We start from the raw sequence: 26,679 nt of genomic DNA, 5'->3' as shown, positions 1-26,679 counted from the left end.
CCCCGGACCCTGCGCGTCGCGGGCCGCGCGTCACCGCCGTCCCGCGCGCTCCGCAGCCGTCCGACCGCTGGACAGGCGTCCGTCAACGCCCCGGACCCGTCGCGGCGCTCCGTGGCCAGATCGCGCGGGACCGCCGCCGGCCGGGCCGCGTTCACGCGAACTCCTTCAGGATCGCCCGCCAGTGCTCCGGCTCGTACTCCAGCCGAGCGTGGACCAGCGGCTCCTCGGCGTAGCCCGGCAACAGATCCTGGTAGGTGGGCTGGCTGTCGTCGATGTAGATGCGCCCGATCACCAGCTCGTCGTACTTGCGGACCGTCTCGACGGCCAGGTCGTAGTTGCGCGGGTCGTAGTCCGGGTCCTCGTCCAGGTTGACCAGGTTCTGCTTGTAGAAGTCGTAGGTGTTGACCTTGTTGTAGGTGACGCACGGGCTGATGCAGTTGACCAGCGAGAAGCCCTTGTGCTGGATGGCCTCGGCGATGATCTCCGCCATGTGGTCCGGGTAGGACGAGAAGGCCTGGGCCAGGTAAGTGACCCCCGCCGCCAGCGCCAGCTGCAGCGGCTTGACGGGGCGATCGGCGGTCCCCGCCGGGGACGAGGTGGTCTTGAACCCCTGGGCGCTGGTGGGCGAGAACTGCCCCTTGGTCAGCCCGTAGATGTGGTTGTCCATCACGATGTAGGTGATGTCGATGTTCCGGCGCACCGCGTGGATGAAGTGGTTCAGCCCGATGCCGTAGCCGTCGCCGTCGCCGCCGGCGGCGATCACCGTCAGGTTGCGGTTGGCCAGCTTGATGCCCATGGCCACGGGCATGGTGCGCCCGTGGACCGTGTGGACGCTGTAGGAGCGGAAGTAGTCGCCGATCTTGCCCGAGCAGCCGACGCCCGCCACCAGGACCACGTTCTCCGGCGCCAGGTTCAGCTTCGCGGCGGCTTCCTGCAGCGCGCGCAGCACGCCGAAGTCGCCGCAGCCGGGGCACCACCACGGTGCCGCGTTGGTCCGGTAGTCCTTGGGCGTACGGACGACCGTCGCCATCGCTCATCCGACCTCCTTGGCCGCGGTGGCCAGGGGCGAGACCGCCTCCAGGACCGGCTCGACGATCTCGCCCGGGAGGAAGAGGGTGCCGTCGTACTTGTTGATGGTCCGCAGCCGCGCCTTGTCCGCGCTGTCCACGTGCTGGCGGATCAGCGCCGCCAGCTGGCCGAGGGCGTTGTTCTCCGCCACGAAGACGTGCTTCGCGCGGCCGAGCAGATCCGCCACCGCCGCCACGGGGAACGGCGCCAGCAGGCGGATGTGGGCGTGACCGACCGACAGCCCCTGCGCGCCCAGCGCCTCCCGCGCCTCGCGCAGGGCTCCGTAGCTGGCGCCCCAGCCCACCAGCAGCACGTCGGGGTGCTCGGGCCCTTCGTAGCGCACGGTCTCGATCCCGTTCACCGCGGCGAACTTGCGCAGGCGCTTCTGCATCATCCGCACCCGGTTGCCGCGGTCTTCCGTGATGTGGCCGGTCTCGTCGTGTTCCAGCCCCGTCGCCAGGTGCAGGCCTCCGGGCATGCCGGGCAGCGACCGGGGCGAGATGCCGGTCTCGGTGAACCGGTAGCGCTTGAAGTCGCCGCCGTCCCAGTTGAGGTCGTCGGGCACGGCGATCTCGCCGCGATCGATGCGCACCCGGCTGAAGTCGATGTCGTCGACCGTCTGCTTGCTCAATCCCAGCGCCAGGTCCATGGCCAGGACCACCGGCGTCTGGTAGCGGTCCGCCAGGTTGAACGCGTCGACGGCGGCGTAGAAGCAGTCCTCGATGGTCACCGGCGCCAGCACGATCCGCGGCAGGTCGCCGTGGGATCCCATCACCATCTCGAACAGGTCCGACTGCTCGTGCTTGGTGGGCATGCCCGTGCTCGGACCCGCGCGCTGGACGTTGACGATGACGCACGGCGCCTCGATCATGCCGGCGTAGCCGATGGCCTCCTGCATCAGGGAGAAGCCCGGCCCCGACGTGGAGGTCATGGCGCGCACGCCGGCGTAGCCCGCGCCGATCACCGTGCTGATGGCCGCGATCTCGTCCTCCGCCTGGACGACCACGCCGCCGTACTGGGGCAGCTTCTTGACCATCCAGTGCATGATCTCGGAGGCGGGGGTGATCGGATAGGCCGCCACCAGGCGGCAGCCCGCCACCAGGGCGCCGAAGGCCGCCGCCTCGTCGCCGGTCATGAGGTACCGCCGCCGGCCGTCGGCCGGACCCAGGCGCAGGCGGTCGCCCGTCTCGCCCAGCGCGGCCAGGGCCGCCTCGTAGCCGCGGCGCAACGCGGCCTTGTTGGCCTCGACCAGCTTGCCGCCCTTGCCGGCGAAGCGCTCGTCGACGACGGGCTCGATGTCCTCGACGGCAAGGCCGAGGAGCGCCGCCGAGACGCCGACGCCGACCATGTTCTTCATGATGGGGTTCCCCAGCTCGCGGGCCAGCTCGAGCATGGGGACCTCCACCAGACGGACGTCCCGGACGCCCGGCGGCAGCTTGCCGCGGCCGCCCTTGCCGTTAAAGACAACGACGCCTCCCCGGGCCATCTCACCGGCGAGGCGATTGATGGTATCCTGGTCGAAGGCGACGAGGACGTCGATCTGGGGGGCGATGCCGTAGACCGGCCGCTGCGCGATGCGAACGCGATAGTTGGTGTGACCGCCTTTGATCCGGGACCCGAAGGTCCGATAACCGAAGATATGATAGCCAAGGCGGTTCAGCGCCGACGCCAGGATCTCGCCCGTCGTGTCGATGCCCTCGCCCTGCTGGCCGCCTACCACCCAGGTGAGCTCATTGCTCACGGACGCTGCCTCCTTAGCGGGATTCGGCGGAAGCCGCCCTTCGCGCTTCGTCGCAAAGGTATTGTACTATAGCCCCTTGGCAACCGCCCATGCAACTTTGCAGGGCAGCGCAACGATTCCTGCAGGTTTTCCAGACCGTTCCAACCATCGCGAACCTTCCGCGAACCTTCTCCGCGCCCGCGGCCTCGCGCATCGCCTGCACGCCCGCCTGCATGCCTGCATGTCCCAGGGCGGCCGTCGCGCGCCGGCGGCGTCGCCGGGTCGTCCTCGTCGCTGCGCGCGGTGGGGCCCGTCACGGCGTGGGCGGGGGGACCGGATGCCGGCGCAGGACCCTGAGCTTGGCAGCATGAAGGCGGTGGGGCGTCCTCATGCTATGACTGCCTCGGGCAACGACGGCCCTCTAGGAAGCCGCGAAGGAGGTGCGACGATGGCCCAGGGTCAGCAGCGGAACCGCGCCCTGTTCCGCGGTGCGGAGCCGGCGCTGGACCGCTTCAAGTATGAGGTAGCGCAGGAGCTCGGCATTCAGGTTCCCCAGGACGGCTACTGGGGTGACATGCCCACCCGTCTGACGGGCGCCGTGGGCGGTCACATGGTGCGGCGGATGATCGCGCTGGCCGAGCAGCAGCTGGCGCAGCAGGGCACCCTGCCGCCGGTAAGCCAGCAGATCCCCGGCCAGCAGACCCGGTGACGGGAGCCTGAACCGCGAGCGCCGGCGTCGCGATGCCCGGGCCTGGACCCGGTGGTCCGGTGCCGGCCTGGTCTCGACGCCGGGACTCGACTCAGGACACCCCGAGGCGGGGGCTTCGGTCCCCGCCTCCTTGCCGTTGTTCGTCCGCACGGGCCGCGCTCATCCGCGCGAGGTGAGCCATGACCGCCTCGGCCGTGCCCAGGTTCGTCGCGATGGGCAGGTTGTGGACGTCGCAGAGGCGGAGCAGCGCGGAGACGTCGGGCTCGTGGGGATGGGCCGTCAGGGGGTCGCGCAGGAAGAAGACCACGTCGATGCGGCCGGCGGCGATCTCGCTCCCGATCTGCTGGTCGCCGCCCAGGGGCCCCGACAGGAAGCAGTGGACCGGCAGGCCCGTGGCCTCCGCGACCATGCGCCCCGTGGTTCCTGTGGCCACCAGCTCGTGCTGGGCCAGGACGTCCCGATAGCGGCGGACGAACTCCAGCAGCTCCGGCTTCTTCTTGTCGTGGGCGATCAGCGCCACGCGCACGCCCTTCACCCCCGGTAGCGGTGTTGGCGGTCCCCACCACATGGAACCACCGCCGTTAAGTTCGCCATCGGTCCACCGGATCCATGCCCTGCGGCAGGGCCGGGGGTGCACGTCCGGATCCTCACGAGCCCCGAGGGCCCGGCGTGGCGTGAGGGCGACCTCGGCGTCCCCGTGGCGGTGAAGATGGCCTCGCGCACCCTGGTGCACGGGGGCCCCTTGTCACGTGGGGGAGCGATCCCTTCGCGCCCCGCAAGGCGATGCGCTCCGCGGCCGCACCCGGCCGGTGGCGAGGCCCGCCGCCCCCCGCCCCCCGTCCGGCCCCTCAGGACACCGTCGGGTCCCGGGGCCTCCCAGTCGCGCGCGACGGGGTTCCGCGGAGCGCGTCCCGGTCGCCCCGCGCGCGTCCTGGTTACGCGGAGCCCGTCCCGGTCGCCCCGCGCGCGTCTGGTTGCGCGGAGCCCGTCCCGGTCGCCCGGCGCGCGTCCGCGTCCCCCAGGCGGGCGACGCCCCCCGGGCCCAGGCGGTCGGCGTCCCTCCGGGGTCACGCCCGCACGGGGGGCCGCCCCGGTCGGGCGGGGGCGGCAGCGACCCAGGCGATGACCGCCACCGCCAGGGCTGCCGCCGTCCAGGTGAGGAGGCGGCCGGGCAGCGCCGCGCCCAGCAGCGGCCCGACGCCGTCGAGGATGCCCAGGGCGGCCACGCCCGCGCAGGCGGGGAGCACGATCCAACCGACCAGGTCCGGCCGCGTCCCCGTGCGCCACAGGGCACAGGCCAGGTTGCCGCATCCCGCCACGGCCACGTCGGCCACCAGGGACAGGCACACCACCCGTACCGCCGCCTCGGGGTCCATCGCCGGCCGGATGCCCCCCGCGATCACCGCCACGCGCACGGCCGCCGAGGTCAGGTCGACCAGCATGGGCTCCAGCGGCCGGCCGAGGCCGCGCATCACCGCCGCCGCCACCTGGTCGGTGTAGAGTAGCAACGCCGCCGGTGCCACCCAGTGGATCAGGTGGCCGGCGCCGGGGTAGTCGCCGCCCACGGCCCCTGGGAAGAGCAGGGCCGCCAGGGTCGCGCCCTCCCGGTGGAAGAGCACGGCAGCCAGCACCCCGAGGTGCAGCGCCACGGCCACCGCGCGCCGCACCTGCTGGCGCAGGCGCGCGGGATCGGTCTCCGCCTGGGCGACGGCGGGGACGATGGCGGCGGCCAGGGCGCCGCTGAAGACGGTGGGGAGCAGCAGCAGGGGCGCGGCCAGGCTCCCCAGCTCGCCGTAGACCGCCAGCGCCTGGTCGAGGGTGAGGCCCACCTGGACCAGCCGGGTGGGCACCAGGGTCGCCTCCACCAGCCGTCCCGCCGAGAGGAGGATGCGTTCCACGGTGGCAGGGGCTGCGAGACCCAGCACCTCTCCTAGGCGCGGGGGCACGTCGGCGGCCGGTCCTCGCGGGGTCCCGGAGGCGGCCGCGCCCGGAGCCGTCGGGCGCGGACGGGTGGCCGGGGCGCGCACCGCCTGGTGGGCGAGCATGGTGGCGAGGAAGCCCACCGCCTCCCCGGCCACCAGGAGGCCGACCAGGAACCCCAGGGGTGACCAGGGGAGGACGAACCCGGGGTGGACCGCCAGGAAGAGGGCGCCGACCCGCACCAGCTGCTCCACCAGCTGGGCCACCACGATCCAGGCGGCGCGGCCGTCGCCCAGGAACTGGCCGCGCAGCACCGCCGAGGCCGCGGCCAGGGCGACGGCCGGCAGGAAGAGCGCCAGGGGGACGGCCCGGCGCGCCTCGTCCCAGCCGGGGCCGGGCGGCGTCCAGCCGGTCCCGAGCAGCACCAGGGCCGGCACGGCCACGCCGAGCACCGCCAGTGTCGCCGTGCGGGCGATGACCCGCGGCAGCAGCGGGTGGGCCGCGCTGCGCGCCGTGACCCGGGCCACCGCGTCGGGCAGCCCTGCGACCACGGGGGTCAGGAGGGAGAAGTAGAGGGACATGGCCAACTGGAAGAGGCCCAGCCGGGCGGGATCCAGGAGGCGCGCAAGCAGCAGGCGGTAGAGGAGCCCCAGCGAGCGGTTGGCCAGGTTGCCGGCCGTCAGCCAGAGGGTGGAGCCCAGGATGCCGCCCATGCCGATCCCGTCCCCTCTTCACGCCACCATGGCTATGCGGCGGGGGACGGGCTCAAAACCCGGCGAACCCATCGGACCGCGGGGGCCCGGCCCGCCGGGCCCGGCCGGTCGCGGGACGGGGACGGGGGCGGCCGCCGCATCCGCCGCGGCCGCGCTGGAGCCGTCGGCGCGCCTCCGCGCAGCGACGTGGGGCGTGAAAACAAAGGGGCCGCCGGCGCCATGGCCGGCGGCCCGGGGTGCGGGTGGGCCTACCAGCGCTCCAGGCGGGCATCCCGGAGCTTCTTCTCGGACTGCTTGAGGAAGTCCGCCAACTTCCGCTCGAAGTCGCGATTGTCGCGCCGCGGCCGGCGCCCGCCGTCGGGGGGTGCCGGCTGGGTCGCCTTGATGGACAGGGCGATCTTGTTGTTGGCCTCGTCGATGCGCAGGATCTTCACCTTCACCGTGTCGCCCACCGACAGGTGGTCGCTGACGTTCTCGACCCACCCGTGGGCGACCTCCGAGATGTGGACCAGGCCGGTCCGCCCATCGGGCAGCTTGACGAAGGCACCGAATCCGGTGATCCCGTCCACCGTGCCCTCGACGATGTCGCCGACCGTGTATGCTTCCGCCATGCCACGCCTCCTAGCTACCAGGATGGTGCTATTATCTCACATCGCGGCCCGGAACAGAAGGGGTGTCCGTCCCTGCGGCGACCCTCCCCGGCGAGGGGGCGCCGTCCCCCGGGGAAGGGGCGGTGCCCCCCGGCCCCGCGGTGGCGTTCGCGGGCGCGGTGGCGAGCAGGCGGCGATAGAGCGCCTCGTACCGCGGGACGATGGCCTCCGCCGCGAACCGGCGCCGGGCCGTCTCGGCGGCCGCCCGGGCGAAGGCGGCGTGCCGGTCGGGATCCCGCAGCAGCTCGAGGGCGCAGCGCGCCATGCCTTCCACGTCGCCCGGCGGCAGCAGATAGCCGGTCCTGCCGTGTTCGACCACCTCGGGCAGCCCGCCGGTGCGGGCGGCGACGACGGGCACGCCGCAGGCCATGGCCTCAAGGGCCGCGAGGCCGAAGGCCTCCTGCCGCGACGGCAGCAGGAACAGGTCGGCGGCCGCCAGCAGCCGCGCCACGTCGGCGTGTTCGCCCAGGAAGCGCACGCGGTCGGCGATGCCCAGCTGGTGCGCCATGTGGGCGCAGCGGTCGACGTCGGGACCGTGGCCCACCAGCAGGAGCCGCGCCGGCACCTCCCGGCAGACCCGGGCGAAGACCGCGATCACCGTGGGGGCGTCCTTGGCCGGGCGGAAGTTGGACACGTGGACCAGGACCCGTTCGCCCGGCTCGGCCAGGCCGCGACGCAGGGCCGGGTCGTCCCGGTGGCGGGGCGGGTGGAAGACCGCGGGATCGACGAAGTTGGGGATCACCTCCAGCGGCCGCTCCACCCGGAAGGCGGCCAGCGTCGCCTCCCGCAGGTGGTGGGAGACCACCGTCACCGCGTCGGACCGGTTGATGCTGAACTCGACGATGCGCTGGAAGGAGGGGTGGGTGCCCAGCAGCGTGATGTCCGTGCCGTGCAGCGTCGTCACCACCCGCAGGGGGCGGCCGGGGCCCAGCATGGCCCGCGCCAGGTACGCGGCGGTGGCGTGGGGGATCGCGTAGTGGACGTGGAGCAGGTCCAACCCCCACGTCTCCGCCACGGCGGCCATCTGGTTCGCCAGGGCCAGGTCGTAGGGCGGGTAGGTGAAGAGCGGGTACGACGGCACCTCCACCGGGTGGAAGTGGATCCCGGGCCGCGTCAGGTCCAGGCGGAAGGGTACGTCGTGGCTGATGAAGTGCACCTGGTGGCCGCGGGCGGCCAGCTGGTGGCCGAGTTCGGTGGCCACCACGCCGCTGCCCCCCGAGGAGGGGTAGCAGCTGATGCCGATCCGCAGGGGACGGCGGTCGGCCGCGACCCCTGCCGGGCCGTGGGCCGGGGCGGGCCCCGCCCCTGGGCCGGGTTCTTCCGGACGAACCGGCCCGGCCGCGTCCCCCGCCGGGTCGACCGGCGCGACTCCAGGCGGGCAGGCGGCGGCGGACGTCCCGCGCCCGGGGCCGAAGGGCTGGCGGACGTCGAGCACGGCGTCCGCGAGAGCGTTATCGTGGATGGCGAGGTGATCGGGGATGGCGGGCGCCGCCAGCCCCTCGTCCCAGGCTGGCAGCCCGCGGTGCGCCGGCGCGGTGCGCACGGGCGTCCTCCTCTCCGTGGGACCGGGCCCCGCGGGCGGGGGCCACCGCCGCCCCGGCGCGGGGGCGGCCCGGGATGCGCCTCCGGGTCCCGCGATCCGCGGTCCCCATTGTAGCAGTCTCCGCGGCGCAGCAGGCGCCGCTGCCCATGTCCCCGAACGGCGAGCCGCAGCGCGGTCGCCACCGGTAGCAGCCTCCGCTGCGCAGCATCGCCGCTGCAACCGTCTCCCGCAGCCCGCCGCGGCCCGCGTCCCGGCGGCTGCGGAGCCGTGGAACGGAGAGGTGAGGTCCATGCCGACCAGCGGGTTCCCGCCGGCCAGGGGCATCCCGCCGGCGGTGCCCCAGCCCTGCGGCGAGGGCACCGGCGGCGCAGGGCCCACGGAGGTAGCCGGCGACGGGCCGACCGCAGGATCGGGGAGACCCCCGGCGGCCGGCGGTGGGCCAACCGACGGCCTGGCCGCCCTGGTCCCGCGACTGGCCGCGGCCCTTCCCCGGGAGGCGGTGGTCGACCTGGCCCGCGACCTGATCCGCGCCGTCACGGTCAACCCGCCGGGCCGCGAGGCCCGGGCGGCCGCCGTGGCGATCCCGTGGCTGGAGCGCCACGGCTTCGCGGTGACCACCTACGAACCGCGGCCGGGTCGGGTCAACGTGATCGCCCGCCGCCCCGGTGCGGAGCCGGGACCGACCCTGCTGTGGTGCGGGCACCTGGACGTGGTGGCGGCCGGCGACCCTAGCGCCTGGCCCCACCCGCCCTTCGCGGCGGTCCTCGACGGCGGGCGCCTCTACGGCCGCGGGGCGGTGGACATGAAGGGACCGGTCGCCGCGGCCCTGGGCGCCGCCGCGGCCCTGGCCCGACTGGGTGGCCCGCGGCGGGGCACCCTGGTCCTGGCGTTGGTCGCCGACGAGGAGGCCATGGGTCGCCACGGGGCGGGCTGGCTCGCCCGCCGTGGCCTGCTGCGGGCGGACGGGGCCATCGTGGGCGAGCCGACCCGCCTGCACCTGGTCCGGGCCCAGCGGGGCGCGGCGTGGATCCACCTGCGACTCCGGGGGCGGCCGGCCCACGCGGCGACGCCGCACCTGGGCGCCAGCGCCGTGGCCGCGGCCGCCCGCCTGGTGCTGGCCCTCGAGGAGCGCGTGGGGGACGTCTTCCACCCGCTCCTGGGGCCGCCCACTGCCGTCGTCGGGCGCATCCGCGGCGGCGACAGCCCGAACCGGGTGCCGGAGCGGTGTGACCTGGTGGTCGACCGGCGGGCGGTGCCGGGCGAGACGGAGGAGGGGGTGCGCCGGGAGGTGCAGGCGCTGATCGGCGAGGTGCTGCGGCGGCATCCGGGCGTCACCGCCACCATCACCCGCTGGCGCTGGGCGGAGCCCGCGGAGACGCCGGAGGACGCCGCCGTGGTCCAGGTGGTGCGGGCGGCGGTCCGCGCGGTGACGGGTCAGGACCCCCCGGAGGCCGGCACGGTGGCGGTGACCGACATGCGCTACCTGGTGCGCGCGGGCATTCCCACGGTGATCTTCGGTCCGGGCCGCCCGGACCTGGCCCACGCCCCGGGCGAGTTCATCCCGGTGGAGGAGCTGGCCGAGGGCGCCCTCCTCTACGCCGTCGCCTTTGCGGGGTGGCTGGGCGTCGCCGGGGCGTAGCCCACCGCGCCTCCCGGGTGCCCCAGGCGAGGACGCCCCATCCCCCGACGGACCGGGCCCTGCCCGATGGGAGGGCCGGCCCTCGCGCACCGTGCCTGCCGGGTCGCCGGGACGAAGGGAGGTGGGCCGAATGGACCACGCGGAGGTGGGCCGAGGGGACCAGGCCGCGCCCTCTGCGGTCGCGGAGGAACGAGGAGGCCGGCGTGGGCAGGCCGCCGCTCCCCGGCAGCGCTGGGATGCCGGGAGGGGGCCTGCGACCGGGCAGGAAGGCGGTGGGCGTCCAGGCGGGATGGCCCATGGGCGCGGGCCGGGCCGCCATCCGCAAGGGCCGGGCGCTGCGCCGGCCGACCCGGCGGGGCGCCGCCGCGTTCCTCCCGTGGCCCTGAGCTGGAGCGGGGGCAAGGACTCCACCCTGGCCCTGGCCCGCCTGGCGGCCGACCCGCGGGTGCGGGTGGCCGGGCTGCTGGCCACCTTCAACGAGACCAACGGCCGCATCAGCATGCACGGCGTGCGCCGGGAGCTGATCGCGGCCCAGGCCCGTTCCCTGGGCCTCCCCCTGTGGGAGGTGCCGCTGCCCCAGCCCTGCTCCAACGCCGAGTACGAGCGCCGCATGGCGCGGACGCTGGCGGAGCTGGCGCGCCGCGGCATCGGTGCGGTGGCCTTCGGGGACCTCTACCTGGCGGACGTCCGCGCCTATCGGGAGCAGCAGATGGCCCGGGCCGGCCTCCGCCCGCTCTTCCCCCTGTGGGGGGAGGATCCCGCGGCCCTGGCCCTGGGGGCGGTGGCGGCGGGCCTGCGCGCCGTGGTGGTCTGCGTCGACCCGCGCCACCTGGGGCCGGAGTGGCTGGGGCGGGAGTACGACCGCCAGTTCCTCGCGGACCTGCCCCGTGGGGTCGACCCGTGCGGCGAACGGGGCGAGTTCCACACCTTCGTCTACGACGGCCCCGGCTTCGGCCGGCCCGTCGCCTTCCGCCGGGGCCGGCGGGTGTGGCGCGACGGCTTCTGGTACCTGGACCTGGTCCCGGCGGGCTGAGGCCCGCCGGAGGCCGGCGCCGTCGGCTCCCGGACCGCCCGGCCGTTTACAATGGCCCCGGGGTGACAGCCTCACCCAGAGGTGCAGGCTCTCCCATGGGCGCGGGCGCGGAGCGCCGCGCAGGGGAAGGGGGGATCGGCGTGGCGGCCACGGGCCGTTACCACCGTTACCAGCGGTTGCGTCACCTGCGGCGGTACCGCGAGATCGCCACCGTCCTGGCGCGCCACGGCCTGACGGCGCTGGTGGAACAGGCGGGCCTGCCGCGCCTCGGCCGGCCGCGACCGTGGGGATGGTTCAGCCGACGTCGTCCCGGGCCGAGCGGCGCCCCTCCCCTGGAGATGCCCGCCCACCCGCCGCGGGACGCCGCCGCTGGCGGGCGGGACGCTGCAGGGGCTGCCCAGGCGCTGGGTTCCGCCGCGGGTGAGGGGCCCGCGGCCGGCGGCCCGGTCGAGAGCGGCGCCGCCGGGGAAGCGGGTGGCCCGGGCGGCCGGTCGTCGCAGCTGGCGGCAGCGCCGTCCCCGCCCCCCGGTGGGCCGCCTCCCGGCCCTCGGGCCGGTCCCGCTGCCTGGGATCGGGAGCGCAACCTGGGCCTCCATCTGCGGCGGGCGCTGGAGGAGCTCGGGCCCACCTTCGTCAAGCTCGGCCAGGTGCTCAGCACCCGCCCCGACCTCGTGCCGCCGGACGTGTTGCGGGAGCTGGAGCGGTTGCAGGACCGGGTGCCGCCGTTCCCCTACGAGGAGGCGGCGGCCCAGATCGAGCGGGAGCTGGGCCGGCCGATCCACCAGCTCTTCGCCCGGTTCGAGCCGCGCCCGCTGGCGGCCGCGTCCATCGGCCAGGTCCACGCGGCCCAGCTGCCCGACGGCCGCCCGGTGGTGGTGAAGGTTCAGCGGCCCGGGATCCGCCGCACCATCGAGGCGGACCTGGCGCTGCTCATGGACCTGGCGGACCTGGCCGAGCGTTACAGCCCCTGGGCGGCGTTCTACCCGTTCCGCGACATCGCCGCCGAGCTGGCGGCGAGCCTGCGGGCGGAGCTGGACTTCGTGGGCGAGGGCCGCAATGCCCAGCGCCTGGCCCGGGCCCTGGCGGGCCGGCCCGACGTGCGCATCCCCGCGGTGATCTGGGAGTACACCACGCCCCGGGTGCTGACCCTGGAGCGCCTCGAGGGGACCAAGCTGCTGGAGCTGGACGCCTTGGCGCCCGACGCGGCCCGTCGCGTGGCGCGGACCGTGGTGGACGCCGTGCTCGACCCCCTCTTCCGGACCGGCTTCTTCCACGCCGACCCGCACCCCGGGAACATCCTCTTGCTACCTGGCGGTCGCATCGGGCTCGTCGACTTCGGCGTCGCCGGTCAGCTGGACCGCACCACCCGGCGCCAGCTGGCGGCGGCGGTGGTGGCCCTGTGGCGCAGGGACGCGGGGGCGCTGCTGGCGGCCGTCGAGGGGGTGGCGACCATCCCGCCCGACGCCGACCGGCGTCGGCTGCGCCGGGATCTGGAGCTGTTGCTGGACCGGTACCTGGACGTACCGGTGGGCCAGCTGGACCTGGCCGAGCTGCTGCCGGTGTTCTTCGACCTCTTGCGGCGGCACCGCGTGCGCGTGCCCGCCGATCTCGCCCTGGTGGGCAAGACCCTGCTGTCCCTGCAAGGGGTCGTGCGGGCCATCGATCCTGCGCTGTCGGTCCTCGATCTCGCGCGCCCCCTGGGTCGACGCCTCCTGCGCCAGTATCTCTCGCCCGCGGAGGTGGGCCGGCGCTGGCTGGACCGGTGGGAGGAACGGGCCGAGCCCCTGCTGGACCTGCCCGTCCAGCTCCACGCCCTGCTGGCCGCAGCCCGGGCGGGCCGCCCCGTCTTCAAGGTCGAGGTGGTGGAACGCGCGGAGCTGCACCAGGGCCTGAGCCGGCTCGTCAACCGGCTGGCCTTCAGCGTGCTCCTGCTTTCCTTTACGATTCTGATGGCGGCGCTGGTGGTGGCGGGGGCGCTGCTGGGTCGGAGCGAACCCGTCCTGCGGTTCCCCTTCCTGGAGGTGGGCGTCGGGCTCCTGGCCCTCGCCACGGCGGCGCTGCTGTGGGCCATCGTACGGTCCGGGCGCCTGTGAGGGTCCCAGGGGCGCAGGGGCCCGGGCCGAAAGGGGCTTGCGGCCGTGGCGAGGGCATGGAGGCGGCGCCCGCGACCCGGGTGGCGGGACTGGCTTGAGGTCATCCGGTTCCTGCGGGATCCCCGGGCGGGGACGGGACCGCGGCTGGTGGCGTTGCTGGCGGCCCTGTACCTGCTGTGGCCGGCGGATCTGCTGCCGGGGCTGCCACCGCTGTCCTGGCTGGACGACGCCGCCGCGGTCTGGATCGCCTACCAGGTCCTCCGGCACCAGCTGCAGAGGGCGCGGCGCCGCGACTAGGCCGCCGCCGGTTCGTCCGGCAGGTGGCGGGGGACGTGGCGGAAGGGCCCGCCGCGGCGACCGACGCCTTGGATGCCGGTGGCGTTCCCGGCCCGGAGCGGCCGATCGTTCCCGGACTGGAGCGGCCGATCGCCGCGTCGGATGCGACGGGCGCCGGCCCTGCCGCGATCCCCCCGGCCGCGGGTGCGGGTGGGTGCGGACGGCCCGGCCCGGGCGGGCCGGGGGAGACTAACCAGCGGGCGCAGGGCTCCCGCGGACCCGAAGGGGTCCGTCCCGCCGAACCATGCGGCCGTACGAGGCAGCCGCCCGAGGCCCGGGACCCGCAGGGGACCATGCCGCCCGACCCCGGCAGCGCGCCGAGGCAGCGCCCCGGGACGGGGTCCGGCGCGGGAGGGGACCCGGCCGGCGTCCACCGGGCGGCAGGGCACGGCCACCATCGCCAGGTGTCGGGGCCGTGCGTCCCAGGGGGTTTCAGGGGCCGGGGCGGTCGAGGAGGTGGTGAGCATGGCGGAGGCCTCGCTGCGCCAACGGATCCCGCCGGGCCAGGTGGTGACCGAGAAGTTCCCCGTGCTGCACACGGGGGTCGTGCCCCGCTACCGCGACGACCTGAGCGACTGGAGCTTCCGCGTCTTCGGCGAGGTGGAGCGGCCGCTGACGCTGACATGGGAGGCGTTTCGCCGACTGCCGACGCGGGAGGTGGTGGTGGACATCCACTGCGTAACCCGCTGGAGCAAGCTGGGGACGCGGTGGCGCGGCGTCCCGGCGGCCCGGGTGCTCGAGGAGGCCGGCGTTCGCCCGGAGGCCCGGTTCGTCCTGGTGCACGCCGATCCCGACTACACCACCAACATCCCGCTGGACGACCTGTATCGCGACGACGTGCTCCTGGCCTTCGAGTACGAAGGGAAGCCCCTCACACCCGAGCACGGCTACCCCGTGCGGCTCCTGGTCCCGCACCGCTACTTCTGGAAGAGCGCCAAGTGGGTGCGCGGCTTCGAGCTTTTGCGGGAAGACCGGCCCGGCTACTGGGAGGTCCGCGGCTACCACGACGAGGCCGATCCGTGGAAGGAGCAGCGCTATCGGCTCTGACCGGCCGGTGTGCCGGGATGAACCCGGCCCCGCGTCCGCGGGGCGCGGCGGGCGCGCGACGCTCCCCGTCGCCGGCGCCGGGTGCGGGGGATCCCATCGGCCTCGCGGGAGCGGCTGCCCCGGCCCTTCCGCTCGCCCCGCCGCGGGCCGGGGCGCATCGGGCGGCGGGCGGCGCCGCGGAGGGGGTGGGGCGGCGCCCGCGAGCCGGGAGAGGGGGCGCGGGGGTGGCGGCGGAGCGCATCCTGGTGGTCGACGACGAGCCGGGCATTCGGGAGATCTGCCGGCTCTACCTGGAACGCGAAGGGTTCGCCGTGCGGGAGGCGGCCAGCCTGGCGGGCGCCCGCGCCGCCTTGCGCAGCGAGGCCCCGGCGCTGGTGGTGCTCGACCTGATGCTCCCCGACGGCGACGGCCTCGACCTCTGCCGCGAGCTGGTGGAACAGGGCGTGCCCGTCGTGTGCTTGACCGCCCGGGCCGAGGAGACCGACCGCGTGCTGGGCCTGGAGCTGGGCGCCGACGACTACGTGACGAAGCCCTTCAGCCCGCGGGAGCTGGTGGCCCGGGTGCGGGCGGTGCTCCGCCGCGCCGCCCGGGGACCGCGGTCGCCGGTGCCGGCGGTGGTCCGCTTCGGCCCGTGCGCCGTCGACCTGGCGGCGCGGCGGGTGCGGGTCGACGGTCGCGAGGTGCCCCTCACCCCCAAGGAGTTCGACCTCCTCGCCCTCCTGGTCACCCATCCCCACCGCGTGTTCACCCGCCAGCAGCTCCTCGAGCGGGTCTGGGACTTCGCCTACGCCGGCGACACGCGTACCGTCGACGTCCACGTCCAGCGGCTGCGCCGGAAGATCGAGCCCGATCCCCAGCGGCCGCGCTACCTGAAGACGGTGTGGAGCGTCGGCTACCGGTTCGACCCCGAGGGGGAGGCGGGTGCGCCCGGTCCAGGACGCCCCGGTGAGGCGACAGGGCCGGGATCGCCCAGGGCGGGGACGAGGCCCGGGAGGTGAGGCGGTGCGGCTGGCCTGGCGGCTGGGGGTGATCTACGCCGCCATCCTCGCGGTGGTGGCACTGCTGCTCCTGGTGGGCGCGCCGAGGGTGGCCGAGCAGGCCATGGTCCACGCCCTCGGTCCGGTGCTGCTGCGGCAGGCCCGCAGCGTGGTGGCCCTCCTGGACGTGCAGGCCTTCCCCGGCCGCCCGGCCACCTACCTGGCCGACCTGGCCGCCGTCCGCCTCTCGCGCCTGTACGTGGACGGGGAGGTCCTGGTGGTCGACCCGGCCGGCGAGATCCGGTGGAACTCCGCCACCTTGACGGGCGATCTCCGCGGGTGGCGGCTGGCCCCCGAGGTGATCTCGGGCATCCGCGTGCCGGGCTACGGCGTGCGGGAGGTCCTCGCCAACGTGCCGGCCGTGGTCGCCGTGGCGCCGATCCCGACCCCGGGCGGGGAGGGCACCCTCGGAGCCGTGGTGGTCTTCCGCCCCCTGCGGGAACTGGTGGGGGTCCGCCGCCAGCTGGGTACCTGGATCGTGCTGGGGACCGGGGTGGCGGTGGCCGTGGCCCTGGCGGCGGGATGGGCCGTGGGATACCGGCTGGTGCGCCGGCTCGCGGCCATCCAGGAGGCCGCGGCGGCGCTGGCCGCGGGCAACCTCTCCCGACGCCTGGAGGTCGCCGGCCGTGACGAGGTCGCCGGTCTGGCGGCCGGATTCAACCACATGGCCGAGCGCATCGAGGCCCTGGTCGAGGAGCTGTGCCGGTCCCAGGCCCTCCGGCGCGCCATGCTGGCGACCATCTCCCACGAGCTGCGCACCCCGGTGACCGTGATCCGCGGGCTGGGCGAGGCGTTGCGCGACGGGGTGGTCGCGCCCGGGCCCGACGCGGCGCGCCACGCCGGCCAGATCGTGGCCGAGGCCGAGCGCCTGGGCCGGCTGATCGACGACCTGTTCCAGCTGGCGCAGATCGAGACGGGCCAGCTCGACCTGCGGCTGGCGCGCTTCGCGGTCGGCCCGTGGCTCCAGGAGCGGGAGACCGCCCTGGCGGCGCTGGTGCGGGAGCGCGGCGCCCGCTGGACGGCCCGCATCGACCCCTCCCTCGCGGGCGTGGGGCTGGAGGCCGACCCCCACCGCCTGGCCCAGGTGCTGGGCAACCTGGTGGACAACGCCGCCCGCCACGCCGGTCCGGGCGGCCACGTGACCCTGACGGCCACGGCCGTCCCCGAGGGCGTGCGGGTCGAGGTGGCCGACGACGGCCCCGGCATCGACCCCGCCGACGTGCCGCGGGTGTTCGAGCCCTTCTACCGGGGCCGCGAGGCGGCCCGCAGCCGGGGAGCGGGCCTCGGACTCAGCATCGTCCGCGCCCTGGTGGAGGCCCACGGCGGACGGGTCGGCGTTGCCTCGGCGCCGGGCAGGGGTGCGCGCTTCTGGTTCGTCCTGCCTCGGGCGGGCGGCCCCGCCGTCCCGGCGGCCGGGGCACCGGGCCGCGCTGTCAACGGCGGCGGATGAGGATGCGGTACAGCCCCGGCTCCTTCTCCTCGATCCGCAAGACCTCGCCGAGGCCGGAGCGCTCGACGGCGGCGGGCACGGTGTGGGTGGAGATGGTGTGATCCGTCAGCTCGGCCAGCACCTGGCCCGGGGTCATGGCGGCCAGCGCCTCGAGGGCCGCGTCCACCGGGTAGGGGCAGATCTCGCCCGTGACGTCGATCTCGCGGTCCACCGCGATGGGGGCGTCCCCACCCACCCGGTCGACCAGGTTGGCGCCGCTGAGGGCCGCCAGGCGCTGGCGAGCCTGCTCCAGATTGGGGCGCTTGAACAGGGCCATGGTCGGTCATCCTCCTCTCCGTTCCGCCTCGCATCCGGAGCATCCGGAAGCGCTCGGGTCGCTGGGAGACCGCCAGCGGCGGGCGGCGACGCGCGCCGGGCAGGCCGCCGGCCGGCGCCTGCCTTCGTCGGACGAACCCGGCCGCCGGCTCACGACACCGCCGAGGGCGAGGCCGTCGCGGCGCCTTCGGCGGGCGTGGACGCCGGTTCGACCCCGCACGACCGCACCGCCGCGGCCTGCCGCAGGTGGGCCACCTTCCACGCGGCGTAGATGCCGGCCGCGATGCCCACCGTGGCCAGCAGGCTGTGCAGGGACAGGGCGGGCAGGCCGCTCAGGAGGTTGCCGACGTTGCACCCCGGCGTCAGGCGCGAGGCGAACGCCAGCAGGAAGCCGCCCGCCAGCGCGTTGGGAAGCCGGCGCAGCCGGGGCCGGCGCCAGCGGAAGGTGCCGTTGAGTCGCGCCGAGAGGGCGGCACCGGCGATGATGCCGACGATCAGCAGCTCCTCGGGCCCCGGCACCAGCCCGGGGTAGTCGCGGAACAGGTTGGCCACATAGGGGTTGGCGGCGACGCGGGCCGGGTCGTCCAGCGCCCCCCAGGCCACCGCCACGAGCCGGGTCTCCGGGCCGGTGATCCCCCAGATGGTCCAGAGGCTGAACTGCAGGGTGGACACGAGGCCCAGCAAGAGCCCCACCGCCCGGGTGTCCCAGGACCGCAGCCGCAGCAGCGCCGCCGGACCCTGCCGGAAGAACGCGGCCGTCTCCGCCACGGCGCGGCCGATGGACGCCGGACCGGCCACCACCGCGATGGCCGCCAGCAGCACCGCCACCGCCAGCGCCGCGGTGATCAGCGGCGGCCACGGCAGCAGGCGATAGAGGGTCACCGGTCCGGTGATGGCGAGCGGCTCGAAGAAGTGCGGCGCGAGCACGTCGGGGAAGAGGCGCAGGAAGGCGTAGTAGCCCGCCCCCATGCCCGCCAGGGTCAGCCAGAACTGGCCGTATCCCATGCCCGCCCGGTACAGCGTCCCCGAGGCACACCCACCCGCGATGTACATGGCGACGCCGAACAGGAAGCCGCCCAGCAGACTGTTCCAACCGACGGGCGGCACCCAGAGCCGCTCGGGGGTCGCCCATCCCGCGGTCATCGCCAGGCCCCACCCGAGGGTGGTGACGACCACGGCCACGACGATGCCCTGCAGGACGCGGGTGTGACGGAAGGCGTACAGGTCGCGGAAGGCCGAGGTGAAGCAGAAGTCGCTGCGCTGCAGCAGAAAGCCGTAGACCACGCCGAAGGCGGCACCCAGGGCCAGCAGAGTCGACCAGCCGAGCTGCATGGTTGCGCCTCCCCGTTGCCGATTCAACCGCGATTGTACCCGTGAGGCCACGTGGGGTCAACGAAGCCGATAGACAAAGTAAGTATTCCGGGCCGGCGAGGGGGACCGACGGCGGGGCCGGATCCACCGCGGCGGGATCCCCAGGGTGGAAGACGATCGCCTCGCCCGCGGGACCTCGAGCGGGCCTCCCCGAGCGGGGCCGCCCATATTCGGGTGTGGGACCCCCAAACCTGGCGCGGATCGATCCGAAGATCTGGCTGGACGAGAACGCGGGCGCTGGACGGGAACGGGGCCTGCGTGGCTCCCTTGCACGGCCAGCGCAGGTGGGCCCCTCGTCGGAGGCCGCTGCGGCGAGGGGCCCCGGTTCGCCCGTTCCCGGAGCAGACCGTGGTGGGAGGTGATGGTGTGCCACGATGGCACGGTGCGAGGCCGGCCTGCCGGGGGCTGGCCACGCTCCTGCTCGGCGCCGTGATCGCCTCGGCCGCGGTGCCGGGGGTCGCCCTGGCGAGTACGGCGGAGCCGGGTGGGAACGGCGGTGAACCGGCGTGGGTGGTCGCCGTCGGGCACTACGTCCGAACGGCGGTGGAACGCGTGCGGCTCTGGGCGAGCCGCGACCCGGCGACCGAGGCCGCCCTGGCCGCGGGGTTCGCCGCCGCACGGGCGGAGGCGATGGCGGGCTTGGGGCCGGACTCGGCGTGGTTCCAGCGCCTGGCGGACGAGGTCGTCGCCTACCTGCGGCTGGCCCAGGCGAAACTGGTGGAGGCCGCGGCCAACGGGGCCGACACGGCCCGCGCGGTCCAGGCCCTCGAGGCGGCGGTCGCCCGCGTCGCTCAGCTGCCCGAGCGCGTCGGCGCGGCCGCGGGCGAGTCGCCCAGCGGGACGGACGCGACCCCGCCCGCGGCCGCAGGGCCGGAAGCGGACGGCACGGCGGGGTGGGCCGCTGCCGGCGCGGGGACCGGGACCGCGGCGGCCCCGGGGGCGGTCTCCCCCGTGAGCGATCGGGCCGACGGCCAGCCGGCCCCGGCCGAGGGGGACGAAGGGGCCGTGGACGCCGGCGCGGCCGCCCCCGAGGACGGCGCCGTGTCCGCGGGCGGGGCCGAGGGGGATCGCTCCGGGAGCGCCTTGGACGAGGCGCTGGAGGCGGCGGCCGAGGCCCAGCTGGTGGCGGGCTCCGTGGCGATGATGGAGCCCGAGGAGATCGCCGCCCTGCGGGAGCAGGGTTACGGCTACGGCCAGATCGCCCTGCTCTATGCCGTCGCCCAGGCCGTGCGGCTGGCGAAGGGCGAGGCGCTGACGGCCATGGACGTCGCCACCCAGCTGGCCGCCCTTGACGCGGACGGCGCCGCCGCGCCGGAGCCGGACCCGTCGGCCTCCCTGCCGGCCGCCGAGGGTGCGGCCCCGCTGCCGGACATCGGCGCGGCGCCGGGAACGGGCGGCGAAGCGAGCCAAGGTGCGGGGGACGGGTCGGTCGCCGGCACGGCAGGGATGACGGCGGCCGGCGGCGCGGCCACCGCGATCGCCGCGGACACCGGCGAGGAGGAGGGGACGACGGCTCGCCTCGAGGCCTTCGGCCGTCGGTTGAACCAGCTCCTGGCCCTGTACGGCATCGAGCGCCGGGACCTCAAGCCCGGCCGGTGGATCGCCGCGGCCCATCGCGGCCAACCCGAGGACGACGGATCCGACCCGGCCGGATCGGACGCCACGCCGGACGCGGTGGCGCCGCGGGCCGACGAACCGGCCGGCGGCTCCGCGACGCCCGCGCAGCCCGCGGCCGCCGGCACCCCGAGCCGGGGCGCCGCGGTGAACGACGCGACGGCATCGCGGAAGGCGCCCGCCGGGGACGCCGGAGCGGCTGCCCCGGCCCCCCGGACCTCCGGGGCCGGGCGGGACGACCACGCGTCGCCGCGGCTGGCCCCCGACGACGGGGACCGACGGCCGGAACGGCCGACGCCGGGCGTGCGGGGCACGGCCCACGGCAAGGACCGGGCGGGCGAAGCCCGCGGGCAGGGGCGCGGCGCTCGGGCGGCCGCCGGCGCCACCGGACGGCCGCAGCGGTAGCGCTTCCGGCCAGCGGGCGAACCGGCCCAAGCGGCGAGGCGGGGTGCTCTCGGCGCGGGCACCCCGCCTCGCCGCTTGCAGGATCGTCGCCGGCCGCCGGGAATTCCCTAGCGTTACCTGCTGCGCCCGATGCGACGCCGACGGGAGGGATGCCGGTTGCGGTTCGTCCGGTTCGAACGAGCGGGTCGGATCGCCCTGGGTCTGGCCGATGTGGATGAGCGCGGCCGTCTGCGGCGGGTGCTGGACCTGGCCGCCGCCCGGGCCCGGTGGGGCGGGCCGGAGGTCCCCGCCGACATGGTCGCCTGGATCGCCCTGGGCGAGCAGGCGGTGGCGGCCGCCCGGGAGTGGTGGCAGCGGGCCCAGGCGGCGGGGGACGATGCGGCTTTGCCGGGCGGCGAGGGCGCCGACGGCCGCGAGCCGGCCGCCCGCCCGCTCTGGCACCCGGCGGAGGCGGTGCGCCTGCTGGCCCCCATCGCCCGGCCGCCCAAGGACGTCATGGCCATCGGGCTGAACTACCGCGACCACGTCTTCGAGATCAGCGGTCGCGACATCCCGAGGTACCCGGTGGTCTTCAGCAAGGCGGCGTCGTCCATCGCGGGTCCCGGCGACCCGATCTACACCCACCCCGGCGTGACGGAGGCGGTCGACTACGAGGGCGAGCTGGCGGTGGTCATCGGGCGGCGGGGTCGCGCCATCCCCCCCGAGCGGGCACGGGAACACGTCTTCGGGTACATGGTGCTGAACGACGTGACGGCCCGCGACCTCCAGCGCCGCACGAGCCAGTGGCACCTGGGCAAGAGCCTCGACACCTTCTGCCCCACCGGCCCGTACCTGGTGCACCGGGACGCCGTGGGCTGGCCCGTCGAGCTGGACGTGCGGACCTGGGTGAACGGTGAGCTCCGCCAGGAGGCCAACACGCGCCAGCTGATCTTCGACATCCCCGCGCTGATCGCCACGTTGTCGGCGGGCATCACCTTGGAACCCGGGGACATCATCGCCACCGGGACCCCCGGCGGCGTCGGCATGGGCTTCGACCCGCCGCGCCTCCTCCGGCCCGGCGACGTGGTGGAGATCGAGATCACCGGCCTGGGACGGCTGCGCAACCCGGTGGTCGACCGGCTGCCTGCGTGATCGGACGCCGGCGCCGGGTCGGGGGCCGCGGCACCGCCGGGGGAGGGGCCGTCGCCCGCGGCGGTCGTCAGGGCGGTCGTCTCCCCGGTCGGCGGGCAGGACCCGTACCCCGTGCGAATGGCGATGGTGCCGATGCGGCGGCCGTCCCGAGGGTCGGCGGGCAAGTCCGCAAGTCCGGCACCGTTCCGAGGTCCGGCCGGTCGCCGCGGCGGGGAGGGCCGACGCCGTCCCGGGTGCGGCCGGTCGCCACGGCGGGGAGGGCCGACGCCGTTCCGAGGTCCGGCCGGTCGCCACGGCGGGGAGGGCCATCCTCCGCGTATGGGGGTGAGATCGTGCGCATCGCCGTGATCGGCGCCGGTGGCGTCGGCGGCTACTTCGGCGCCTTGCTGGCGCGAGCCGCCGAGTGGGCGGAACCCGGGTCCGCGCTACACGAGGCGCGGGTGGGGTTCCTCGCCCGGGGACGCCACCTGAGGGTCATGCGCCGCGACGGATTGAAGGTGGAGAGCGTCCACGGCCGGTTCAGCATCCGCCCCGTGGCCAGCGACCGGGGGGTGCGGCTGGCGGAGGAACTGGCCGTGGCACCCGGTCAGGGCGCCGACCTCGTGCTGCTGGCGGTCAAGGCCTACAGCCTGGAGGGCGCGCTGGACGAGATGGAGCCCCTGGTCGGGGCCGACACGGCGATCCTGCCGCTGATGAACGGCGTGGACTACCTGGAGGTGCTGGAGCGCCGCTTCGGCCGCGAGCGGGTGTTGGGCGGCCTGTGCCACATCGAGACGGCCCTGGTGGAGCCGGGCCGGATCCGGCAGACCAGCCCGCGGCGGGACATCACCTTCGGGGAGCTGGACGGCCGCGTCACCCCCCGGGTCGAGCGCATCGCCGCCGCCTTCGCCGCCGCCGGCATCCCGCACCGCATCTCCACCCAGATCGTCGCCGACATGTGGATGAAGCTGATCTTCATCTCGGCCATGGGGGGCATGACGGCCGTCGCCAACCGGCCGCTGGGCGCGGTGCTGGGCGATCCCGACGGACGCCAGGTCTACGAGCGGATGGTCCGGGAGGCGGTGGCGGTGGCGCGGGCAGCCGGGGTCGACCTGCCGGCGGACGCCTTCGAACAGGTCATGGCGACCACGATGGGGATGGACCCCGCGATGACCTCGTCGATGCAGCGGGACCTGGCCGCGCGGCGACCCGTAGAGGTCGACGCCCTGTGCGGGACCGTGGTGCGCTACGGGCAGCGCCACGGCGTGGACACGCCCTGCCAACAGGCGGTCACCGCGGCCATCCGTCTGCGGGCCGGCGCGGACGCGTGAGGGGCCGCCCGCTCGCCGCGGCTGCGCCCTGGCGGACCGCGAGCCGCGCGACGCCCCTCGGGGCCCGCGGGGCGAGGCGCTGCGCCGGCGGGTGCGAGCCACCCGGCCCGGCCAGCCGGCGTGAGGTCGCGCCGGGAGGGTGGCCTCACCCGGATCCTGGCGGGGTCGCCGCCGTCACGGCCGGTGCCAGGAGGCGGTGGCCCTTGACGTCCCAGAGGCCGGCGGGCGTCAATCGAGGTCCCGGCAGGTGATCGGCGGAGAGGAAGAGCAGGCTGTAGATGGCGTCGTGGTAGGGGTAGCCGCGCTCGCGCAGGAGGGCCTCGAGCTCGCGGCAGCGGCGGGCCAGCTGGGGCATGTCGAGGTCGGAGAGGAACCCGCCCAGCGGCAAGGGGAGGTGGAAGAGCACCCGCGTCCCCTCCACGAGGACGATGCCGCCGCCGGCGGCGCCGGCCGCAGCCCGCACCATGGCCTCCGGGCGGCGGCCGAGGACCAGCATCCCCCCGGCCATGGTGTAGGTGGAGGCCAGCCCTTCGATCCCGCTCCCGAACCCCGCCACCAGGGCGCGGGTCACCCGCCCGCCGGTGGGCGCGAAGAGCAGGGCGGCGAGCAGGTCGTCCTCCGCTCGCAGCACCGGCATCCCCTCGGCGTCGACCTCGACCTCGCGCGTCTCCCACCGCGTGATCACGGCGTCGACCAGGCGGATCACGGGCAGGGCCACGCGCCGCCCGCGGTGGCCCGCGCCCGCGAACCGCAACGCCTCCCGCACCGCCTCGGCACGGACGGCGACCCGGCGGGCGCCCAGGCCCAGCGCGTCCCAGTCCAGGGGGGCCGGTTCGTCCACCAAGCGCCCCTCTTGGGCCACCGGCCGTCCGTCGATCCACACCGCCAGGGGGACGGGGTCCTCCGGATGCTGGAGCACGTTGACGTCCGCCAGGCGGCCGGGGGCGATGGCGCCCAGGTATCGGTCCAGGCCGAGGTACGTGGCGGGGTTGATCGTCGCCATGCGGTAGGCCTGATCCGGCTCCAGCCCCGCCTCCATGGCGACCCGCAGGGCCAGGTCGAGGAAGCCCCGTTCCACCATGGCCGGGGTGGGACCGTCGGTGGTCAGCGCCAGGCGATGGCCGTAGCCCTGGGCGAAGGCCTCCCGCGCCGCGGCGATCAGGGCGGGCAGATCGGGTCGCAGCGAGCTGTGGCGCAGGATGGCGAAGAGCCCGAGGCGCACGCGGGCGAGCACCTCGTCGGCGCGGATGCTCTCGTGGCAGTCGCCCACCCCAGCGGCGGCCAGAGCGGCCAGGGTGCGGTGGGATGCCCCGGGGGCGTGACCGTCGACGGCCAGGCCGCGCTGGAGGCCGGCGGCGAGCACGGCGGGGAGGGGCGCCTCCCGGCGCAGGGTGTCCGCCCACCGGGTCCACTCGAAGATCTCCACGATCCGGGGATGCTGCAGGAGGGCGATGCCCTCGGCGGTCGTCATGCCGTAGGCGGCGGCGAAGTCCGGGTCCTCCAGGTCGGAGCGGGCCGGCCCACCCGGCGCCGGGGTGACGGACTGGGGCGCCACCCGCAGTCCCCAGAGGTCGCGGACCGGCGCGACGAGCCCGGCGTCCAGGACGGCGGGGAACCGCCGGCCCAGCATCTGTCCGAGCAGCAGCGTATCGCTGACCAGCGTGGTGGTCCCGCGCGGGGCGATGGCGGCCCCCAGGGCCCGCGGCGAGTACAGCTGGAAGGGGTGGGCGTGGATCTCCAGGTAGCCGGGCACCAGGTAGCGACCGCGGCAGTCGACCACCCGGGTGTCGGGGCCGACGGTCGGCCGATCCGGACCCACGTAGGCGATGCGGGCTCCCGCCACCCACACCTCGACCGGTTCCCACCGGCCGGTGTAGACGTTGAGCACCGTACCGCCCCGAAACCACACGTCGGGCGGTCGCCGGCCCATCGCCACGCGCACCGCCAGCTCCCGGGCGGCGGCCGTCTCGTGCCGCCAATCCCGGGCCCCCGCGGCCCGGGCGGCCGACGCGAGGCACGCCTGCCCCGGCCCCGCCTCGGTCACGGCATCGCCGGCGGGGGATGGGGCGGAGCTGCGGGATCCACGGTCGGGGATGCGCACGCCGCGGCCTCCTTTCCTGCTGCGAGGGGGCGGCCCGTGCCGGCACGGGCCGCCCCCTCGCAGCCCTAGTCCCGGCGCCCTGCCGGCGTCGTGCCTGGCCGCCCCGGTCCCGGCGCCCTGCCGGCGCCGGGCCTGACCGACCCCTGTCGGCCGGGTCGCCAGGCGGCCGGGGGCCGGGCTGCAGGGCAGCTGGGCGGACGAGCGGCCGCGGACCGCTGCGCCGTCACCGATCCCTGTCGAACCCGACGGGCAGCGGTTCCGCTCGGGGGACGAACCGCACCGGGCCGGGCAGCCGCGGGCTGGGCCGGACGACCAGCGCGCCTCCGGGCCGGCGCGGTCCCGGCGCAGCCCGCAGCTGCCCCCGCGACCGCATCCTCGCCTCAGCGGGCCTGCCGCCGGCTCACCACCGCCTCGAGGAAGCGGGCCACGCCGTCGTCGGCGTGATGGCCGATGATCAGTCGGGCCGCCGCCCGGACCTCCGGCTGCGCGTTGGCCATCGCCACGCCGAGCCCCGCCCACCGGATCATGCCCAGGTCGTTCTCCCCGTCGCCGATGGCGATCACCGCCTCCCGCGGCACGCCCAGCATGCGGCAGAGGTCCGCCAGGGCGGCCTCCTTGGTGGCGTCCGGGCGGACGATCTCCAGGAGGCCGGGCAGGGTGGCGACGCAGCAGGCGTCCAGGTCCGCGAGGCCCCGTTCCACCGCCGGCCGCACCCGCGCCGCCCGCTGGGCGTCCGTGGCCAGCACCACCTTGTAGACCGGCCGACCCCGCGGCCCCCCGGCGGGGGTGGCGGGATCCGCCGCCCCCGCCGCCCCCGCCGCAAGCCCTGCCGGCCCGTGGCGCGGATCCGCCGGCGGTTGGGCCGGAGCCGCGGGTCCCCCGGCTGGATCGGACACCGGGCCGGGTTCGTCCGCCGTGAGGCCGTCGGAGGTCACGGGCGTGAGGCCGTCGGGATCGACGGGGATGGGGGTCTCGTTGAGGTGGGCCAGGCGGTCGCGCCAGGCGCTGGGGCGGTCGGTGACGATGCCGTCGGCACCGTAGAGGAACGGGATGAGGTCCAGCTCCCGCGCCAACCGCAGCACGCGCTGGACCGCCGCCGGATCCAGCGGGCGTTCCCGCAGGGGGCGGCCGGCCGTGGGCCATGCGGTCAGGGCTCCACCGCAGACGATGACCGGACGGCTCAGCCCGGCGCGGAGCCACACCCCCATGGCGGCCGGCAGGGCGCGACCCGTGACGATGACCGGGTGGAGGCCCGCGCGCTCGGCAGCGGCCAGCGCCCGCAGCCCCTGCGGGCTGACCCGGCCATCGGGACCCGCGGCCGTCCCGTCCAGGTCGACGGCCACCAGCCGAAAGGCCTCCCAGTCGATGCGGTCCAGGGCCGCGGGGCCGGGGGCAGCGTCCCCGCGGTCCGGGAGGTCGGGTCGTTCCCGTCTCGCTTCCGCCCGGGGGATGTCGTGGTGGTCCATGTCCTGGA

21 protein-coding genes are annotated in these 26,679 nt (G+C 75.8%); 11 read left to right on the top strand and 10 right to left on the bottom strand.

Annotated features, from left to right (window positions below):
* Positions 1–151: 151 nt before the first annotated feature.
* A complete protein-coding gene (locus tag E1B22_RS10440; RefSeq protein ID WP_135225605.1) occupies positions 152–1,030 on the bottom strand; it encodes a 2-oxoacid:ferredoxin oxidoreductase subunit beta in 879 nt (292 codons plus the stop codon).
* Positions 1,031–1,033: 3 nt separating this feature from the next.
* Complete coding sequence (locus E1B22_RS10435; RefSeq protein WP_135225604.1) at positions 1,034–2,809, bottom strand: 2-oxoacid:acceptor oxidoreductase subunit alpha; 1,776 nt, start codon at positions 2,807–2,809, stop codon at positions 1,034–1,036.
* A gap of 427 nt (positions 2,810–3,236) precedes the next feature.
* Between E1B22_RS10435 and E1B22_RS10430 the strand changes: the two genes are divergently transcribed.
* Positions 3,237–3,497, top strand: coding sequence for an alpha/beta-type small acid-soluble spore protein (locus E1B22_RS10430; protein WP_135225603.1), 261 nt, complete (start codon positions 3,237–3,239; stop codon positions 3,495–3,497).
* Between the two features lie 91 nt (positions 3,498–3,588).
* Here E1B22_RS10430 and E1B22_RS10425 read toward each other — a convergent pair whose 3' ends face one another.
* The 4 genes from E1B22_RS10425 to bshA form a co-directional block, all read right to left on the bottom strand.
* Entirely contained in the window at positions 3,589–4,023 is a 435-nt protein-coding gene (locus E1B22_RS10425; RefSeq protein WP_135225602.1) for a methylglyoxal synthase, read from the bottom strand.
* A 541-nt stretch (positions 4,024–4,564) separates the two neighbouring features.
* Complete coding sequence (locus tag E1B22_RS13955) at positions 4,565–6,130, bottom strand: oligosaccharide flippase family protein (RefSeq protein ID WP_135225601.1); 1,566 nt, start codon at positions 6,128–6,130, stop codon at positions 4,565–4,567.
* A 248-nt stretch (positions 6,131–6,378) separates the two neighbouring features.
* Positions 6,379–6,741, bottom strand: a complete 363-nt coding sequence (locus tag E1B22_RS10415; RefSeq protein WP_135225600.1) for a S1 RNA-binding domain-containing protein — start codon at positions 6,739–6,741, stop codon at positions 6,379–6,381.
* Between the two features lie 31 nt (positions 6,742–6,772).
* The gene (gene bshA, locus E1B22_RS10410; protein WP_243123343.1) at positions 6,773–8,323 is read right to left on the bottom strand and encodes an N-acetyl-alpha-D-glucosaminyl L-malate synthase BshA; all 1,551 of its coding nucleotides are present in this window, start codon (positions 8,321–8,323) and stop codon (positions 6,773–6,775) included.
* A 289-nt stretch (positions 8,324–8,612) separates the two neighbouring features.
* Here bshA and E1B22_RS10405 point away from each other — a divergent pair, with 289 nt between their 5' ends.
* The 7 genes from E1B22_RS10405 to E1B22_RS10375 all read left to right on the top strand — a co-directional run bounded on the left by E1B22_RS10405 (position 8,613) and on the right by E1B22_RS10375 (position 16,958).
* Entirely contained in the window at positions 8,613–9,962 is a 1,350-nt protein-coding gene (locus tag E1B22_RS10405) for a M20 family metallopeptidase (RefSeq protein WP_135225599.1), read from the top strand.
* 130 nt (positions 9,963–10,092) lie between these two features.
* The gene (locus E1B22_RS10400; RefSeq protein ID WP_243123341.1) at positions 10,093–10,995 is read left to right on the top strand and encodes a diphthine--ammonia ligase; all 903 of its coding nucleotides are present in this window, start codon (positions 10,093–10,095) and stop codon (positions 10,993–10,995) included.
* A 140-nt stretch (positions 10,996–11,135) separates the two neighbouring features.
* On the top strand, positions 11,136–13,088 hold the full coding sequence (locus E1B22_RS10395; protein WP_135225598.1) for an AarF/ABC1/UbiB kinase family protein: 1,953 nt from the start codon (positions 11,136–11,138) through the stop codon (positions 13,086–13,088).
* Positions 13,089–13,133: 45 nt separating this feature from the next.
* Positions 13,134–13,385, top strand: a complete 252-nt coding sequence (locus E1B22_RS10390; RefSeq protein WP_135225597.1) for a DUF1232 domain-containing protein — start codon at positions 13,134–13,136, stop codon at positions 13,383–13,385.
* 504 nt (positions 13,386–13,889) lie between these two features.
* Positions 13,890–14,471: a sulfite oxidase-like oxidoreductase gene (locus E1B22_RS10385; RefSeq protein WP_135225596.1), complete on the top strand. Its 582-nt coding sequence runs from the start codon at positions 13,890–13,892 to the stop codon at positions 14,469–14,471.
* Positions 14,472–14,695: 224 nt separating this feature from the next.
* Positions 14,696–15,469: a response regulator transcription factor gene (locus E1B22_RS10380; RefSeq protein ID WP_135225595.1), complete on the top strand. Its 774-nt coding sequence runs from the start codon at positions 14,696–14,698 to the stop codon at positions 15,467–15,469.
* 4 nt (positions 15,470–15,473) lie between these two features.
* Positions 15,474–16,958, top strand: coding sequence for a cell wall metabolism sensor histidine kinase WalK (locus E1B22_RS10375; protein WP_135225594.1), 1,485 nt, complete (start codon positions 15,474–15,476; stop codon positions 16,956–16,958).
* Here E1B22_RS10375 and E1B22_RS10370 read toward each other — a convergent pair.
* Positions 16,942–17,274: a sulfurtransferase TusA family protein gene (locus E1B22_RS10370; RefSeq protein ID WP_135225593.1), complete on the bottom strand. Its 333-nt coding sequence runs from the start codon at positions 17,272–17,274 to the stop codon at positions 16,942–16,944. The two genes, E1B22_RS10375 and E1B22_RS10370, sit on opposite strands and share 17 nt — an antisense overlap.
* Before the next feature lie 149 nt (positions 17,275–17,423).
* Positions 17,424–18,605, bottom strand: coding sequence for a YeeE/YedE family protein (locus tag E1B22_RS10365; RefSeq protein ID WP_135225592.1), 1,182 nt, complete (start codon positions 18,603–18,605; stop codon positions 17,424–17,426).
* 405 nt (positions 18,606–19,010) lie between these two features.
* Here E1B22_RS10365 and E1B22_RS10360 point away from each other — a divergent pair, with 405 nt between their 5' ends.
* The 3 genes from E1B22_RS10360 to E1B22_RS10350 all read left to right on the top strand — a co-directional run bounded on the left by E1B22_RS10360 (position 19,011) and on the right by E1B22_RS10350 (position 23,104).
* Positions 19,011–20,663 (top strand): hypothetical protein, encoded by a 1,653-nt coding sequence (locus E1B22_RS10360; RefSeq protein ID WP_135225591.1) that lies wholly within the window; start codon positions 19,011–19,013, stop codon positions 20,661–20,663.
* A gap of 156 nt (positions 20,664–20,819) precedes the next feature.
* Positions 20,820–21,794, top strand: a complete 975-nt coding sequence (locus E1B22_RS10355) for a fumarylacetoacetate hydrolase family protein (protein WP_135225590.1) — start codon at positions 20,820–20,822, stop codon at positions 21,792–21,794.
* Positions 21,795–22,126: 332 nt separating this feature from the next.
* Entirely contained in the window at positions 22,127–23,104 is a 978-nt protein-coding gene (locus E1B22_RS10350; protein ID WP_135225589.1) for a ketopantoate reductase family protein, read from the top strand.
* A 145-nt stretch (positions 23,105–23,249) separates the two neighbouring features.
* Here E1B22_RS10350 and E1B22_RS10345 read toward each other — a convergent pair whose 3' ends face one another.
* A complete protein-coding gene (locus E1B22_RS10345; protein ID WP_243123339.1) occupies positions 23,250–25,205 on the bottom strand; it encodes an adenine deaminase C-terminal domain-containing protein in 1,956 nt (651 codons plus the stop codon).
* 380 nt (positions 25,206–25,585) lie between these two features.
* The gene (locus E1B22_RS10340) at positions 25,586–26,671 is read right to left on the bottom strand and encodes an HAD hydrolase family protein (RefSeq protein ID WP_135225588.1); all 1,086 of its coding nucleotides are present in this window, start codon (positions 26,669–26,671) and stop codon (positions 25,586–25,588) included.
* Positions 26,672–26,679: the final 8 nt, after the last annotated feature.

The sequence above is a fragment of the Thermaerobacter sp. FW80 genome (genome assembly GCF_004634385.1).
GTDB classification, from domain to species: Bacteria; Bacillota; Sulfobacillia; order Thermaerobacterales; family Thermaerobacteraceae; genus Thermaerobacter; species Thermaerobacter composti.
This window is presented reverse-complemented; position numbering and strand designations above follow the sequence as displayed.

Coding starts and splice junctions, on each gene's coding strand:
- E1B22_RS10440 (WP_135225605.1), bottom strand. CDS start 1,030: ATGGCGACGGTCGTCCGTACGCCCAAGGACTACCGGACCAACGCGGCA.
- E1B22_RS10430 (WP_135225603.1), top strand. CDS start 3,237: ATGGCCCAGGGTCAGCAGCGGAACCGCGCCCTGTTCCGCGGTGCGGAG.
- E1B22_RS13955 (WP_135225601.1), bottom strand. CDS start 6,130: ATGGGCGGCATCCTGGGCTCCACCCTCTGGCTGACGGCCGGCAACCTG.
- E1B22_RS10415 (WP_135225600.1), bottom strand. CDS start 6,741: ATGGCGGAAGCATACACGGTCGGCGACATCGTCGAGGGCACGGTGGAC.
- E1B22_RS10405 (WP_135225599.1), top strand. CDS start 8,613: ATGCCGACCAGCGGGTTCCCGCCGGCCAGGGGCATCCCGCCGGCGGTG.
- E1B22_RS10400 (WP_243123341.1), top strand. CDS start 10,093: ATGGACCACGCGGAGGTGGGCCGAGGGGACCAGGCCGCGCCCTCTGCG.
- E1B22_RS10385 (WP_135225596.1), top strand. CDS start 13,890: ATGGCGGAGGCCTCGCTGCGCCAACGGATCCCGCCGGGCCAGGTGGTG.
- E1B22_RS10370 (WP_135225593.1), bottom strand. CDS start 17,274: ATGGCCCTGTTCAAGCGCCCCAATCTGGAGCAGGCTCGCCAGCGCCTG.
- E1B22_RS10365 (WP_135225592.1), bottom strand. CDS start 18,605: ATGCAGCTCGGCTGGTCGACTCTGCTGGCCCTGGGTGCCGCCTTCGGC.
- E1B22_RS10340 (WP_135225588.1), bottom strand. CDS start 26,671: ATGGACCACCACGACATCCCCCGGGCGGAAGCGAGACGGGAACGACCC.